Here is a 15071-nt window from a genome sequence, read left to right as displayed (position 1 = left end):
ATCGAGCCGTCTTCGTGTAATAGCTACAGATCATCAGCCTCACGCTTGATTCCATCTGGAACCGAGGTGAGGTTATGCGTGTTGTTTCCGTTGTTTCGACCAAGGGCGGCGTCGGCAAGACCACCGTCACTGCCAATCTGGGTGGCCTGTTGGCCGATGCGGGCCTCAAAGTCCTGTTCATCGACCTGGACAGCCAGCCCACGCTCTCCAGCTACTATCCCCTCCGCACCGAAGCCCCCGGCGGCACCTACGAGCTGATCGCGCTCAGCGATACCGCTCCTGCCCATGTCATATCGCATACCGCCCATCCCAACCTGGATGTGGTGATCTCCAACGATCACGCCGGCCAGCTCCCTCAGCTGCTGCTCAACGCGCCGGATGGCCGCTTCCGTCTCGCCCAGCTGCTCTCCAGCCTGTCGGGCTATGACCTGATCCTGATTGATACCCAGGGCGCTCGCTCGATCACCCTGGAGATGGCCGTCTTGGCCTCCGATCATGCCCTCTCACCCATCACCCCCGAGCTGCTCTCCGCCCGCGAGTTCGTGCGAGGCACCGTCGGCCTGCTGCGCGATCTCGAAGCGCTTAGCCAGTTCACCCACCTCTCCGTTCCCCCCGTTTCCGTCCTGGTTAACCGCCTGGATGAGACCGCCGATGCGCGGAGCATCCACCAGACGCTGGCGGAGATGTTCGCCGCCGGCGAGCAGGGCGTCAGCGTGATGCAAAGCACCATCCGTGCCGGTGTGGCCTTCCGACAGGCCGCCAGCGCCGGCCTGCCGGCGCATCAGTTCGAGCCGCGCAAGCCCGCCGGTCGCAAGTCGCCCGCCGCTGCCGACCAGGTCAAGGCGATGGCCTGTGAGCTCAACCCCGAGTGGCAGCCGTTGATCGACGCCATGGTCTGCACCACCGCCATGCAGGGGGGCTGCCACGATGAGTGCCATTGAGAACCTGGCCGAACTTCGGGTGGCCGAGGAGCGTCCGGAGGCCGGCTACATGCCGCCGCATAGTCTGGAGGCGGAGCAGTCGGTGCTGGGCGGTCTGCTGCTGGATAACGCCATGTGGGATGAGGTTGCCGACCGCCTGGCACCGGCGATGTTCTACCAGCAGGCCCATCGCCTGGTGTTTCAGGCGATTCAAGGGCTGGCGGAGTGCGACCAGCCAATGGATGTCGTGACGGTGTCCGAGGCACTGGAAGAAGCGCGTCAGCTTGAACAGGTGGGAGGTCTCGCCTTCCTGGCGGAGCTGGCACGCAATACGCCCAGTGCGGCCAATGTCGAGGCCTATGCTGAGATCGTGCGGGACCGCCATGCCCTGCGGCAGCTGATCCATACCTGCTTCACCCTGAACCAGCAGGCCCTGATGGCTCAGGGCCGTTCGGCCACCGAGCTGATCGAGGAGGCCGAGCAGAAGCTCTTTGCCCTGACGGAAGAGAGGAATGAGCAGCTGAGCTCCATGAAGGAGATGCTCGGTGAGGCCATCAACGTCATCGACCGGGCCTTCAATGCACAGGGTGGGGTGACGGGCATCCCGAGCGGCCTAAGCGAGCTGGACGCCATGACTGCGGGCTGGCAGCCAGGGGATCTGATCATCCTGGCCGGCCGCCCCTCCATGGGCAAGACCGCCATGGGGCTCGGTTTCGCGGAGCATGCCCTGACGGCAGAGGACGTTGCCGGCCCGGTCTTCATTTTCTCCCTGGAGATGCCGGAAGCGCAGCTGATGCTCCGGCTGATCGCCAGCCTGGGCAATGTCTCCCTGCAGAAGCTGCGCACCGGGAAGATGGAAGACGAGGATTGGCCGAAGGTGACCGCCGCGGTCAATCGGCTCACCCAGCTGGAAGGGAAGCTGCTGATCGATGATGTCTCCGGCATCACCGCCTCCAGCCTGAAGGCACGCGCACGCCGCATGACGCGCCGCTTCGGTCGCCCCTCCATGATCTTGGTGGACTACCTGCAGCTGCTTCAGGAGCCGGGCAGCGAGAACCGCACCCTCGAGGTGGGCAAGGTCAGCCGGATTCTCAAGGAGACCGCCAAGGAGCTGCGTGCCCCGGTCATTGCCCTGTCGCAGCTCAATCGCTCCCTGGAGACCCGCCCCAACAAGCGACCCTGCATGGCCGATCTGCGTGACAGCGGTGCCCTGGAGCAGGACGCCGACGTGATCGCCTTCATCTACCGCGATGAGGTCTACCACCCCGACAACGAAGACAGCCACGGCCTGGCTGAGCTGATCCTCGGCAAGCAGCGCAACGGGCCCACCGGCACCGTGCACCTGGCGTTCCAGGGGGAGTCGGCGCGCTTCAAGCCGTTGGCGTGGCAGCGCCAGGAGGTGACCCCATGAGCCAGCACCGCGTACGCACACCGGAGCCCCGTTCCCGGCTCTCCCAAGCCCTGGCCGAGGTGATGCACGAGACTCGCCAGCGGCAGCTCGAGGCTGAACAGCAGGGCCTTGCCGCTCTGGAGCACCTGGTCCGTGTGGCCCAGGGGCATAGCGGTCAGTCCCACCATCTTCGTCGCCTCCTGCTCGGGCTCTACAACGGCTACCGCTGGCCTTTCGAGATGCAGCGGCTGCGAGGGCTCGATGCAGACCTTCAGGCAGACGCCCTCGCGGTTATTCGGATGGCCACCTACAGCGGCCATGAGATCCACACCTTCATCGAAGGCGGTGACACCTTGCTGAAACGCTTCTGGGAGATCGAGGAGGCCGCAGATGAGTAAGTCGCTTTCCGTAGCGCGGGGGTGTAAGGGGATGCAGCGCCTGATTCGCTATGCCGCGACCCAGGGCTGGGAAGTGCAGCGTACCAGCGGTGGTCACCTGCGATTCAGCAAGCCAGGCTGTGCGCCGGTCTTCACCTCCTTCACCACCAAGGACCGCCGCGCCGAGCTCAATGCGCGCTCCCAGTTGCGCCGTGCGGAGTGGGAGAGGCGGTACCGCCATGAAGAGTGATTCCACTGTCATCACCTCCGTCGTGTCTATCGTAGAGGGAGCCCTCCTATGAAGCGTCCTACCGATCAACAGCTGCGGGACCGACTGACGCAGCCGGGACCCAGGCGCCAGGGGCAGCCGGTCGACGCCGTCACGCCGCCAGACCAGGAGATGGCGGTCTGGGTGACCCTGGACATGCTCAAGCCCTATGAGCACAACCCACGGCAGGTCCAGAACTCCAAGTATGAGGATATCAAGGCCTCGATCCGTGCCGCGGGTCTCAAGCACAAGCCCCCGGTGACCCAGCGGCCGGGCGAGAAGCACTACACCATCTGCGACGGCGGCAATACCCGCCTGCAGATCCTACGCGAGCTCTACGAAGAGACCGGTGAGTCGCGTTTCCATGCCTTCTATGCCCTATACCGACCTTGGCAGTCGGAAGTGAAGATGCTGACGGGTCACCTCAGCGAGAACGACAACCGTGGCCAGCTGCTTTGGATCGAGCGAGCCAAGGGGGTGATGGATGCCAAGGCGATGTACGAGGAGGAGAGCGGTGAATCGCTATCGCAGCGCGAGTTGGTCAAGCGCCTGTCGGAGGACGGCTACCAGGTGGCCCAGAGCCATATCAGCAAGATGCTCTATACCGTCGAGCATCTGCTGCCCACGCTGCCCAACACCCTCTACAGCGGCCTGGGGAGGCCGCAGGTCGAGAAGCTTATCAGCTACCGGGAAGCCTGCCGGCTGATCTGGGAGCGCTGCACCGAGGAAATCGCGCCAGAGGGGTTTGCCGAGGCCTGGCACCAGACCCTGGCCTGGTTCGATGACGAGGGCCAGACCGAGATGAACTGGGGCATCGTGGTCGACCGGTTATGCGGCATGCTCGCCGATCACACTGGGGTGCACTTCAATGTCTGCGAGCTGACCCTCGACAACATCGTCACCTATCGCAAGCGGCGCTGGGATCTTGAAGAGCACCAGGCCTTCGAGGCCCTGGATGCCGAACTTCAGCAGATGCGTGATCCCGATGCCCAGCCGCCTTCGCTCTATCCACCGCTGCCCGATAGTTCTACCGAACCGGCAGCGGGCAGTGCGCCGAAGGAAAAACCGCCAGCGCCTGACTCGGAGCCGCAAGCCGAGCAGCTGCCATCGCCGCGCACCCTCAGCGGAAGAGATGTGCATCCCGATGAGGGGCGGACGGAGAGTACTGAGCTGATCCGGCTCCGTCAGCAGGTCGCAGAGCTGGAGCGTGAAAAGGAGCAGATAAGCGAGTCGCAGTCTCCTGTAGTTCCGGGGGTCGAAGCGCCGGCGGCGGTGCCGGGATCTGCGTCCATGGTGGCGTCTCTGGAGGAGGAGCTCGACTGGCCCGAAGGCGCCGCTCGGACGGAGGCCGAACAGGCCGCCCGAGTCGAGGGGTTGACCCAGTCTCACTGGGAAGAGAGTCCCGGGAAACGGGGCTACCGCCACCACCTGGCCAGTGAGCTCGGTGTGCCCAGCTTCGACTTCGAGCAGCTGGCTCCCCTGGCGGCCCCGGTGCTCTCCGGCGAGACCACCCCGCCCATTGCCGATGTCTGGTTTATCGAAGGGGTAGAGGATGAGCCCCGTTCACTACGTATCCGTATCCGTGAGCTGGTCCAGGTCATTGCGCGCTGGGGTGGCTTTGGCGGAAGCGAGGTCGTGATCGCCGATGACGATGGCATCGGCTTCGATCTCGACCCGCTGCCGGACGCCGACGACCGTCGTGCCCTTTTCGCCTGGCAGGCGCTGGCCAGCCTGCGTGGCGAGCTCAACCCCGAGTACCCCTCGGACGCCACCCTGTGGGGAGCGCTGCTCGGCACTCACGGGGAAGAAGGTGACGAGAGTGCCTGGGACGATGCGGTGTTGCTTCGCTACTTCCGCCTGGTGCGGCTGATTCGCCGGCTTCGTGAACACCTGCAGGTACAACAGGAGGCCCAGTCATGAGCGCTTCATCCGCCAACCTGAACCAGGCGCTGCTCAGCCAGGTCATGGGGTTTCTTCGTGAGGGCAACATGCGCCGTGCGCTGGCCCTTGGCTTCAGTGAGGATGAGCTGCGCACCCTGCGTCGCCTGAGAGCGAGTGACATCGATTCGCTGGCCTGCGCGGGGCCTGTCGTCGCACGCTTCTCGGTGGACCACGCCGCGCTGCGCGGTGTCCTGGCGCGCATCGATCGCGACCAGGACCGCGAAACCCTGATCGACCGCTGCCTGAGGCTGGGGGCCAGCGTCAGCATGATGGGGGCCTTCTTCGGCCTGACCGGCAACGACTGCTCCACGCGCCGTCAGCTGCTGGGCATTGCGCCGCGGCAGGGACGTCTGGCGATGCCATCGGAGCAGGACGAGCATGATGCCTGGGAGCGCTGGCAGCATATTGCACTGGATCCCAGGTCGACGGATGACCTGCAGGGCATGGTCACCCTCGCGGAGGAGACCGGTATCCCCCTGGCGGTCCTCTGGCACCTCATCAAGCAGTGGGTGGATCCTGGCCAGCCGCGCACGTCGCCCCCTGCAGAAGAGTGGGCGGGCCCTGAAGGAGAGCGGTGATGGTTCAGCTGCGCGACGCCACTCGGCAGGGGCTGGATCGCTTGATCGGCCAAGCGGCTTCCGAGATGACCCAGCGCCGGGGGGAGTCCCCGGCATCTGCCATGGCGGGCAACGAGACGGGCCAGCCTGGGGAGACCTCGCCGGGGCTGGATGGGCTGCTGTTCTTCGGGAATCCGCACGAGACCGTGCCACGAGCCCTGCTGCTCGACCCTCGTCTGGGGCACGTCGACAAGCTCGGCTGGCAGATGATGCGGATGCTGGTCAATCCGGACCGAACCACCGCGGTGCCGACCTATGACGAACTGCAGCCCTTGCTGCGGGGCGCTCCAGGCCAGAAGGCCTCGCGGGCCACGGTTGCCCGCGTCATTGCCGTTCTCAGGCTGACCCGCTGGGTGAGCCTCGGGCACCGGGCTCGGAACGCGCAGAATGGCCGCATCATCGGCAACGTCTACATCCTGCACGACGAGCCGCTCTCTCCCGCCGAGGCCTCGGTGCTGGATGCCGATTACGTCGAGTATGTGTGCCGCTGTCTGAATCACCAGAACAAGGTGGTCAAGGCGGTGGCCGCCATCGTCTTCGAGGAGCTCCAGGAGGCCGGGGCACTCCATGAGCTACCGACGCGTCTCGATACCCTGGCGTCTCGCTCCAGCAAGGTTCGGCCTCCCTCGCCGGCTAAGCGTCAGGCCACTCAGTTCTCCACCACGACTCAGCAGAAGAACCAGGGGGAAGCGCCGAGTTCTCAGCGAGAACCCGGCAGGGTGAGCCACAAGAACTCCCCCGGTTTTCATCGAGAACCAAGTCTGGAATCAAGAGCTTATGAGGCCATTGATGCCGTTCTCCATGAAAACTCGGGCAGTTCTCCACGTACAGTACGTACTTCACACTGTGTAAAACCTACAGGTACGTCAGCCGTGAACCTGCACTGGCCGGCGTGTCTCTCGCTGGATGATAGCGAGCGTCAGGCGACTCAGCTGCTGATGTCGGGGCTATCAGGCGACACCCAGCAAGCCATTCTCGATGAGGCGGCGGGCCGCGTGAGCAGCGGTTCGGTGAGAAACCCCAAAGGCTTCCTGCGGGGGCTGATCAAGCGCGCTATCGGCGGCGAGTTCGTCGCGACCGGCTACGCCAAGACCCAGGCCGAACGCCGAACGGGCAGTGTGAGTCAGAGCACTCCACCCGCCATGCAGCGGTCTGCACCTCGTGCCGCGACTCAGCCACTCAGGCAGCCTGCGGCACCCACGGCATCGAGCACTCCGTCCAGCACCACGTCTCCCGAGGAGGCCCAGGCGGCCCGAGAGCAGTGCCTGCGCAAGCTGGGGCTATGGCCGGCTGGCGGGAAAAACTCACTCAGCAGCCATTAACGATTCCGCTGTCTCCCACTTACCAACTGATTGACAGTGCCTGCCATACCGCGGACACACATCAGCATGAGGACGACGCGACATGGCCGTTGATCGCCTGGGAGCACTGCGCAGCAAGATCGAGCTGACGCTTCATACCCACCACGCCGCACGGATCTGGAAGGGCCGTGGGGTCGAGACGGGGCGCCCACAGATAATCGGCATGCGGCAGTTCCTGCTGATCTGCGGTGCGATCAAGCAGAATGCAGCCAAGGATGACCCCTATGCGGACTACTGGCTGCTGCAGCTGGATGCCAAGCTTGCCGACACTCGCGCTCAGCTGGACCAGCGCCTCCAGGAGTTGGATAGCCTGATGGCACAGCTGCCGCCAGAGCTGGATGTCGAGGAGAACCTCAACCAGCAGCCGCTCAAGATCCCCGTCTATACCGGCGGCCAGCATGGATGGCTCGCCCTGCGCCTGCTGATCGACTTCGACCGCTTCGTCAGGCGCGTCATGCTTGCCCACCACATTGCCCTGATCGGCCGGCGCCAGATGGAGGAGTACGTCCGGGTTGGCGGACACCTTCTGCGTAGCCTTTGTGCGAGCACCCAGAAGTACCCGGGATTCAGCGGTGCCACCCGCGACGACTTCGCTGCCAACAATGCGAAGGCCCGAGATGCCATCGAGAAGTTTGGTGAGATGCCCGACGATGTGCTCTCCGGCAAGCACCGCAGCGAGTTTGCGCCACCGATAACCAAGCCGTCGGAGGCCAAGGCAGCCAGTGGTGGGAGCGAGTCAGAGAGTGACCAGGCCCCCTCCGCTGAGGCGTCGCGAATGGGGCCCCGGGGTGATTCCACTGGAATCACCTAGGTGGCTGAGCCGGAGTAGGTCTCTGGGGTGATTCCAGTGGAATCACTTCGGTGGTGGTGCCGGAGGGCGGTCTTGGGGTGATTCCAATGGAATCACTTCAGCGGTGGAGCCAGAGGAGGTCTCTGACGTGATGCCAGTGGCATCACGGCAAGAGCAGGAGAGGGCAGTTTGAATACCGCATCGAACAGCTATGGCAATGACGCATTCAACAGCTACGCAAAGGGTTTTTTAAAACCCTTTAAGGGTAAGGGGGAGCTGATTCGTCTACGTGATGAGCTTGAAGGCTCGGCAAGGGCGGCTCGGCAGGAGGCGATCGATATGGCGTCTAAGGCGAATGGCGGCCTGCTGAAATCGACCGATCTTTGGCTGACCCCATGGGGGAAGTCGGGCATCCCTGCCAGAACCCTGCAGTGGCGCGATAACAAGCAGCGAAGCATGGGACTTTGGCTGCTTGAGACGTTCTTGTCGCGTGATGACATATCCGAGGCGATGCGGCAATCCGTCATCGACCTAGAAGTCCAGCGCTGCGTGTTCAATGCCAAGGCGGCCACGATCAACTGGTCGATCAAGCGAATCGGTAAGGCGCTAGCGGATATCGAACATGCGGTCTCTTTTCAGCGATAACGACCAAGGAGGATACCCATGGGCACACGCTTCTACGGTGAGGGAAATATCGGCAGTGACCCCGAGGTTAGGACCTTCCCCGTGCGTGACAATCAGCCGCCCCGCACGCTGCTCAGGCTCAACGTGCGGTTCGATAACCTGGTCCCCAAGGATGGGGAAGTCGTGGATCGCGGTGGTTTCTGGGCAGACGTGGAGTGGTGGCACCGTGAAGCAGAGCGGTGGTCGCGGTTGTATCAGCGAGGGATGCGGATCGTGGTGGTGGGCAAGATGGTTCAGGACAGCTGGGAGCAGAACGGCGAGACGCGCACGGCCTTCAAGGTGCAGGCAGACCGGGTGGCCATCTTGCCTCATCGGGTGGCTCAGGTAATCATGGATACCCCCCATACCCACCAGCAGCCGGCGGAGCAATATGCCAGCGTCCCGGGAGCGAGCCAGGAAGGCTACGGGGAATAACCGCTGCGTGATCATGGATGAATCAAGGAGGAGAGCGATGAAGGGGGCGAAGAGAGTCCTGTGTTGGGTTGGGCTTGGCGCTATTGTGACTGTGGCAGCGGGCTGTACCACTCAGGACCACCTCTACTCTCAAGGGCGCTGCCTGACATGCATCAATAACCCGGTGACGGGGCAGCCTATCAATTACGATCTCGAGCAGCAGCCTGCTATCGAAGAAGACGCTGTGGCAGCTGGCCGGGACCAGGGAACAGCTGCAGGCAATCGGCATGGGCGGTTCAGCATGGCGTCGCCGTTGGACGTGGATACGGCCTATGCGAGGGTGCGCTCCGAGTTCGGATTCCGCTCGGAGGCGGACTTCAACCCGAACAGTAACTCTGACCAGTGGGCGATGATGGGTAATGCATGGCACTTTGATGCCACGCCCGGCGCCTTCTATCAGATGAGCGACTACGCCAGACAGACCGTCAACGGCACCGAGCACTCTCTCGTGCTGAAGGCTCAGATTCAGCGCGACGGTAGCAGCTCTCGCATCAACGTGGAGTACCTGCCGACTGCCAATGCCAGGTACGATGGAGATGCCATGGGCGAGGTGCTCGAGCAGCGCTTCCGCACGGCGCTTCGTTAACGCAGGGAGGAGGGCACTTGGTGACATCACGGGAGCTGAGAAACGAGCGGATCGGCATTGGCCATGCGGCTCAGCTGCTCGGCGTCCGTGTCACCGAGCTCAAGCATGCCCTTCGGCATGGCCGCGACCTTCGCGGCCATGCGCCACCCCGGCCTATCGTTAGGGGCGCCGGCTCGTCTGGCACCCAGATGCTGTTTCTCCTGGGTGACGTCATGGACGCTGCTGAGCTGATGGCGAAAGCCTGATGCCTGGTGGTACAAAGCCGCGTCGCTGACGTTTCCTTTCTTGCTTCGCTCGCCTCTATGGACTTGCCATGCTGCCCTCGACGTTCATGAGGGAGATGAGCCAATGCGTGTATTCCTGTGCGAGAAGCCCTCGCAGGCCCGTGATATTGCCCGTGTGATAGGTGCTGGCCAGCGTAGCGAGGGCTACCTGCACGGCGGCGGGAACGTGGTGACGTGGGGGTTCGGTCACCTACTCGAGCAGGCGCCGCCAGAGGAGTACGACCCGGCGCTCAAGCGCTGGTCCCTGGAGGCGCTGCCGATTATCCCCTCGACCTGGAAGATGGAGGTCAAGAAGAGTGGCCGCAAGCAATTCGGTGTCGTGAGGAAGCTGCTGGGCCAGGCGACCGAAGTGGTAGTGGCCACCGACGCCGACCGGGAAGGGGAGACCATCGCCCGCGAGCTACTGGATTACTGTGGCTACCGGGGGAGGGTGACCCGCCTGTGGCTTTCGGCCCTGGACGATGCCTCGATCCGGAAGGCGTTGGCCAGCATCAGGTCTGGGGAGGCGACCTATCCGCTCTATCTGGCCGGGCTGGGGCGTAGTCGGGCCGACTGGCTGGTCGGGATGAACCTGACCCGGGCCTATACGGTGCTGGCCCAGCGGCAGGGGCACCAGAGCGTGCTTTCGGTGGGGCGCGTGCAGACGCCCGCGCTGCGGCTGGTGGTGGATCGCGACCGGGAGATTACGAACTTCGTGCCCCAACCCTTCTGGGAAGTCGTGGCTCAGTTCCAGACGGCGGGCGGTACCTTCCAGGCGAAGTGGCAGCCACGCGACGCCTCGATCCTGGATGCCGCCGGGCGCTGCGTCAGCGAGGTTGCGGCCCAGTCACTGGTCCAGAGAGTCGCCGGGCAGCAGGGACACATCAGCCACCTCGAGACGACCCACAAGAAAGAGTCGCCCCCGCTGGTGATGGACCTGTCATCGCTTCAGCAGGAGGCCTCTCGCCGCTTTGGCTACGGTGCCCAGCAGGTGCTGGACACCGCCCAGGCACTCTACGAAACCCACAAGGTCACGACCTACCCCCGGACCGACTGCCGGTATCTGCCGGAGTCGCAGCTCGAGGATGCCGAGCGCATCGTGACGATGCTGCTGCACTCGGACGAGACGCTGTCGCCGCTTCGCCAGCGCCTGGATACGAGCCGCACGAGCCGCGTCTGGAATGACAGCAAGATCACCGCGCACCACGGCATCATCCCGGCGGGGGTGCCGTGTGACCTGGCCAAGCTGAGTGACGCCGAGCGCAACGTCTTTGACCTGATTCGTCGCCACTACCTATCTCAGTTCCTGCCGGCTCACGAGTATGATCAGACCGAGGTGGGGGTGGACCTGGAGGGTGAGGCGTTCCTGGCCTCGGGACGGCAGGTTAGGGTGGAGGGATGGCGCCTGCTCTTCCCTCGAGCGGCGTCGGACGAGGGCGGCGGGGAAGACCGGGAGGCACCCCCGCTGCCGGCCCTGAGCGAGGGAGAGTCCTGCAAGGCGCAGCACCTCGAGATGTTGGCCAAGCAGACGACGCCGCCCAAGCCGTTTACCGAGGGTACCTTGATCGCCGCCATGAAGCATGCAGCCCGGTTCGTGACAGACGAGCGCCTGAAGGCCCGCCTCAAGGAGACCGCCGGGATCGGCACCGAGGCAACGCGGGCCGGCATCATCGAGACATTGCTGAAGCGGGGCTTCATCAAGCGGCAGAAGCGCGCACTGGTCTCCACCCCGACCGGCCAGCAGCTCATTGATGCACTGCCCTCTGCCATCACCAACCCCGGAATGACGGCGCTCTGGGAGCAGGCGCTGGATGAGGTCGCGGCAGGGCGCCTGGTGCTGCAGGACTTCATGGCGCGACAAGTCGGCATGGTGGAGAAGCTGGTCCAGCATGCGCGGGAAGCTACGGTGACGATGCCTCAGCAAGACATCAAGAGGTGCCCGGAGTGTCAGGCGCCCATGCGCAAGCGCCAAGGCAAATACGGTGCCTTCTGGGGCTGCACGCGCTACCCGGAGTGTAAGGGCATGTTGCGCGATAAGGCGCCCAGGAAGGGCTCCGATAGCCGGCGTAAAGCGGTATCGCCTTGACCGTGGAGAGGGCAGCCTCAATAATATGAATACACCCCGTTGGTTGCTGACGGTCATCACGCAACGCCCTTTGAGCGCCAACGCTCATTCCCCCGAAGTATTCGCACCTCGCGCGACGAATACGCCCCATCCCGCCTTTACGGCTCACACTGCATCATCAACAGTCGGGGTTCGAGGTTCCTTAGTCCTAGGCCAGCTTGGTTGGTTGGCCACCCGTCTCATACGACGACCGGCCTGCCGGCTACCTTGATCCAGGGTAGCCGGCAGGCCGGTTGACGTTTCCACGCTGGAAACGCCTGCCCTTCTGCGGAGCCCGCCGCATCACCAACGGGAGCCCTTTGTACAGGGATCTGTGCTTGATCGACCGAATGCGTCCGCGAAGAGATTCGGGTGCCTCCGTGAGCAAAGCATGGCAACGAGGGACATGCCTTGGCTCCAGTCGCATGGCGGACATCCTGGTGCTTGTCGGTACGGCAACGACCCTGTTGATGCCCTCTATGGTCTTCAATCCCAAGACGTGGCGTGCCGCGTCTTGCGAGTGAGGATTTCGAGGAGACGCTGCCGAGCTGGCGGGCAGCCTCCCAGTGTGCAAGTGCTGCCGCTGGCAGCCCGGTGGTCTCGACCGGCTCCAACCGAGACACCCAGGCACCCAGGCGTTTCAAGGGTGCGCCGCCTGGCGGCACGCCATTTCCCAAGGCCTCGCGCATCCCGAGACGAGGCCGCCCGCCAGGGCTGGATGCCACTGCTACCACCCATTCGGGGAGATGCCTCCCCAGGGGGGCGGACCCCCTGGAATCTGGAGGAATGCCCCATGGCCACGATTGTTGACGACCACTTCATGGTCTGCCCCGACTGCCTGATGATCATCGCCAACGATGATGCCACCGGGCTGGATCACTTCCTGGATGAAGAGAGCGCAGCCGCCTGCGAGCGGGAGGTGCGTCACTCGATCGCCCCAGCGCAGCGCGACGGGAACTACCTCGTCGTCGGCGAGAACGAGCAAGACGAAGATCTCTCAACGGCGTCCTGCGACTGCTGCAACACTACCCTGGCCGGCTCCCGGCACCACTGCGTGCTGATGACCTGAGCCAACGCCTGAATCCACTGCCCACCCGGGAAGCCACTCGACTTCCCTGAGGGGGCGAGTGTCTCACCTGGGATCTCTCTCTGAACTCACCGAGGAGACACACCATGACGACCACTATTCACCAGAGTGCCACCACTGGCTTCTTCGATCTGCATATCACCGGCCTTGGCTACCTCAACCGAATCCGGGAGGTAAAGCCGAAGCGCGGGGAAGCGTTCTGGGCATGCGATATCGCGGCCCTGAATGGCCCTGCGGACGATGTGGGCTACACCCGCTTCGACTGCCGGATCAGCGGCCGTGAGGCCGAGGCGCTCGTCAAACGCTGCCGTCAGGCGGTCTACCAGGGCCGCAAAGTGCTGGTCGGCTTCAAGCTGGGCGATCTCTGGGCGGACACCTTCGTCTACGCGAAGGGCGACAAGGCCGGCCAAACCGGCGTTAGTCTCAAGGCTCGCCTGCTGTTCATCAGCTGGATCAAGGTGAACGGCGAGATGGTTTACCAGGCGCCCCGGCGCGATGAACAAGGTGCCGGTAACGACAGCCACGCTGGCTCAGCGGAGCCGCCTGAAGCAGGCAACGGCTACGCCGCTGCCCACGCTGGAGAAGCGGCCGGCTCCTTCGATTCGCCGGCCATGCACTGATCCACAGCGCTTCGATCAACCTCACCCTGGCGGGAATGACCCCGACACGTCATGCCCCTGCATTGACGATCGTCAACCCGCGAAGAACGCCCCACCCCGGGGCGTTTTTCCTTCTCCGCCTGATTACGCTTTCCAATCGACCCGCCCCCGCAAACCCGAGAACCTCCTGCCTCAACGCCATTGAATGGACTCCCTTGAGGCTACGCATGCTCAACCTTCCCACCCTCTCGACCGCTGCGCTGATCACCACCACGCTGCTGGCGGGCTGTGCCCATCAACCGCCACAGCTCCCTGATCCTTCGAACGTCGACCCGCTGGTGCTTTCGCTTCCGCACTTCGACGTCGATGGCGAGCGGCATCGGACCGTGGTCACCGGCCCCAACCCGCCGACGACCGAGGCCGTGACGCCGGACATCTATAGCGACGAACTGCCTTCCGTCGAGGTGATTCGCACCGGGCGCTACCAGCTGGTGGCGACTCAAGCCTCGCTGGGCCAGCGCCACCTCATGGAGCAGACCATTGACGTGCGTATTCCCGCTTCCATGACCACCACCGTGGAGGATGCGCTGCATCACACCTTGCGCTATACCGGCTACTCGCTATGTCCGGCACCCGGTCCCGCTCAGCGCACTCTCTATCGCAAGCCGTTGCCGGCGGCCCACTACTGGCTGGGCCCCATGCCGCTGCGCGAGGCCCTGCAGGTGCTGGGCGGCGATGCCTGGGAGCTGGAGGTCGACCCGGTGGCAAGAGAGGTCTGCTACCAGGTGCGGGATATCCGCTACGTGCCGGGCCAAGACGACAACAGCCGTGACGAGAGCAGCGTGACGGTGGCGGAGGAGAGCGATGAGTGAGCCCACCGAGCTGTCGCCCGACCACAAGCCGATTGGTCCTGCCTCCTCTTCGAAGCACAGCAGCAAGCGAGGGGCAGGGAAGGGCGGCAGGAAGGCCCTCTATGGCCTGCTGGCGGTCAGCCTGGTCGGCGCTGTGGTGTCAGGGGCCCTGCTGGTGAGACCGGCTCCCGACGAGGTTCCGGTGGAATCCTTGGTGCAGTCCAAGGTGCAGCAGGCGGTGGTGCCCCTGGAGGAGGTACTGGCTCGGGTAGAGTCCCAACAGGTCGCTCTGGAGCAGCGCCTGACGGACCTGGATCAGCGCCTCGAACAGGCCGAACAGCAAGTTCAGGAAACTGCTTCTGCCATCACTGCCAGGCAAGCTCAGCTGGAGCAGCTCGAGCCCCGCCTCGCTAGCCTGGCCGAGGAGCTGAGCCGCCTGGATAGCGAGCTTAACCTGCGCGTCACTGCCCAGAACGAGCAGATCCATGTGCTGAGCGAGCGTCTAGAGCAGAGCCGGCAGGCGGCGCCACGCCCGGCTCTTGCCCGCCAGGCGCCGCGGCCAGCGGCCCCGCCGTCGCCCCCGTTCCAGGTCACCGGCGTCGAGTCCCGGGGCGGGCGCCCCTACGTTGGCGTTTCTCCCAACGGCTTGTCGAGCCTGCGCGATATCCGGCTGCTGGGCGTGGGCGATCACCAGGATGGCTGGGAGCTGTCGGCGATTCGCGGCTCCCACGCGGTCTTCCGCCACAACGGCTACTCGGTCGACGTACAGATTCCCTGATG

The 15071-nt window shown here is 64.2% G+C and carries 16 protein-coding genes; all 16 read left to right on the top strand.

Going from position 1 to position 15071, the window contains the following annotated elements; all coding sequences use genetic code 11:
- Positions 1-74 precede the first annotated feature (74 nt).
- The 16 genes from QLQ86_RS18430 (at position 75) to QLQ86_RS18355 (ending at position 15069) form a co-directional block, all read left to right on the top strand.
- Positions 75-941 carry a ParA family protein gene (locus QLQ86_RS18430; protein ID WP_282817943.1) on the top strand — a complete coding sequence of 289 codons (867 nt, stop codon included), beginning with the start codon at positions 75-77 and terminating at the stop codon, positions 939-941.
- Complete coding sequence (dnaB, locus tag QLQ86_RS18425) at positions 928-2331, top strand: replicative DNA helicase (protein ID WP_407650121.1); 1404 nt, start codon at positions 928-930, stop codon at positions 2329-2331. Before QLQ86_RS18430 ends, dnaB begins: the two co-directional genes overlap by 14 nt.
- A complete protein-coding gene (locus tag QLQ86_RS18420; RefSeq protein WP_095623389.1) occupies positions 2328-2708 on the top strand; it encodes a DUF7673 family protein in 381 nt (126 codons plus the stop codon). Before dnaB ends, QLQ86_RS18420 begins: the two co-directional genes overlap by 4 nt.
- On the top strand, positions 2701-2937 hold the full coding sequence (locus QLQ86_RS18415) for a hypothetical protein (protein ID WP_095623388.1): 237 nt from the start codon (positions 2701-2703) through the stop codon (positions 2935-2937). The genes QLQ86_RS18420 and QLQ86_RS18415 overlap by 8 nt, the downstream gene beginning before the upstream one ends.
- A gap of 48 nt (positions 2938-2985) precedes the next feature.
- Positions 2986-4875: a ParB family protein gene (locus QLQ86_RS18410; protein ID WP_282817942.1), complete on the top strand. Its 1890-nt coding sequence runs from the start codon at positions 2986-2988 to the stop codon at positions 4873-4875.
- Entirely contained in the window at positions 4872-5474 is a 603-nt protein-coding gene (locus QLQ86_RS18405) for a DUF2857 domain-containing protein (protein ID WP_282817941.1), read from the top strand. The genes QLQ86_RS18410 and QLQ86_RS18405 overlap by 4 nt, the downstream gene beginning before the upstream one ends.
- The gene (locus QLQ86_RS18400) at positions 5474-6835 is read left to right on the top strand and encodes an STY4528 family pathogenicity island replication protein (RefSeq protein ID WP_282817940.1); all 1362 of its coding nucleotides are present in this window, start codon (positions 5474-5476) and stop codon (positions 6833-6835) included. The genes QLQ86_RS18405 and QLQ86_RS18400 overlap by 1 nt, the downstream gene beginning before the upstream one ends.
- 82 nt (positions 6836-6917) lie before the next feature.
- On the top strand, positions 6918-7685 hold the full coding sequence (locus QLQ86_RS18395; RefSeq protein ID WP_282817939.1) for a PFL_4669 family integrating conjugative element protein: 768 nt from the start codon (positions 6918-6920) through the stop codon (positions 7683-7685).
- Between the two features lie 168 nt (positions 7686-7853).
- On the top strand, positions 7854-8309 hold the full coding sequence (locus QLQ86_RS18390; protein WP_282817938.1) for a DUF3158 family protein: 456 nt from the start codon (positions 7854-7856) through the stop codon (positions 8307-8309).
- Between the two features lie 18 nt (positions 8310-8327).
- Positions 8328-8762, top strand: coding sequence for a single-stranded DNA-binding protein (locus tag QLQ86_RS18385; protein WP_282817937.1), 435 nt, complete (start codon positions 8328-8330; stop codon positions 8760-8762).
- A 37-nt stretch (positions 8763-8799) separates the two neighbouring features.
- On the top strand, positions 8800-9387 hold the full coding sequence (locus QLQ86_RS18380) for a hypothetical protein (RefSeq protein WP_282817936.1): 588 nt from the start codon (positions 8800-8802) through the stop codon (positions 9385-9387).
- 348 nt (positions 9388-9735) lie between these two features.
- Complete coding sequence (locus QLQ86_RS18375; RefSeq protein ID WP_282817935.1) at positions 9736-11736, top strand: DNA topoisomerase III; 2001 nt, start codon at positions 9736-9738, stop codon at positions 11734-11736.
- Positions 11737-12547: 811 nt separating this feature from the next.
- The gene (locus QLQ86_RS18370) at positions 12548-12823 is read left to right on the top strand and encodes a hypothetical protein (protein ID WP_282817934.1); all 276 of its coding nucleotides are present in this window, start codon (positions 12548-12550) and stop codon (positions 12821-12823) included.
- 104 nt (positions 12824-12927) lie between these two features.
- On the top strand, positions 12928-13461 hold the full coding sequence (locus QLQ86_RS18365; protein WP_282817933.1) for an STY4534 family ICE replication protein: 534 nt from the start codon (positions 12928-12930) through the stop codon (positions 13459-13461).
- 206 nt (positions 13462-13667) lie between these two features.
- Positions 13668-14312 (top strand): PFGI-1 class ICE element type IV pilus protein PilL2, encoded by a 645-nt coding sequence (gene pilL2 / locus QLQ86_RS18360; protein ID WP_282817932.1) that lies wholly within the window; start codon positions 13668-13670, stop codon positions 14310-14312.
- Positions 14305-15069: a type II toxin-antitoxin system HicA family toxin gene (locus QLQ86_RS18355; protein ID WP_282817931.1), complete on the top strand. Its 765-nt coding sequence runs from the start codon at positions 14305-14307 to the stop codon at positions 15067-15069. Before pilL2 ends, QLQ86_RS18355 begins: the two co-directional genes overlap by 8 nt.
- The last annotated feature ends 2 nt before the right edge of the window (positions 15070-15071 follow it).

It is taken from the genome of Halomonas rhizosphaerae (assembly GCF_030012485.1).
In the GTDB taxonomy this organism is placed as follows: domain Bacteria; phylum Pseudomonadota; class Gammaproteobacteria; order Pseudomonadales; family Halomonadaceae; genus Halomonas; species Halomonas rhizosphaerae.
The sequence above is the reverse complement of the archived record's forward strand: the minus strand, read 5'-3'. Positions and strand labels throughout refer to the sequence as shown.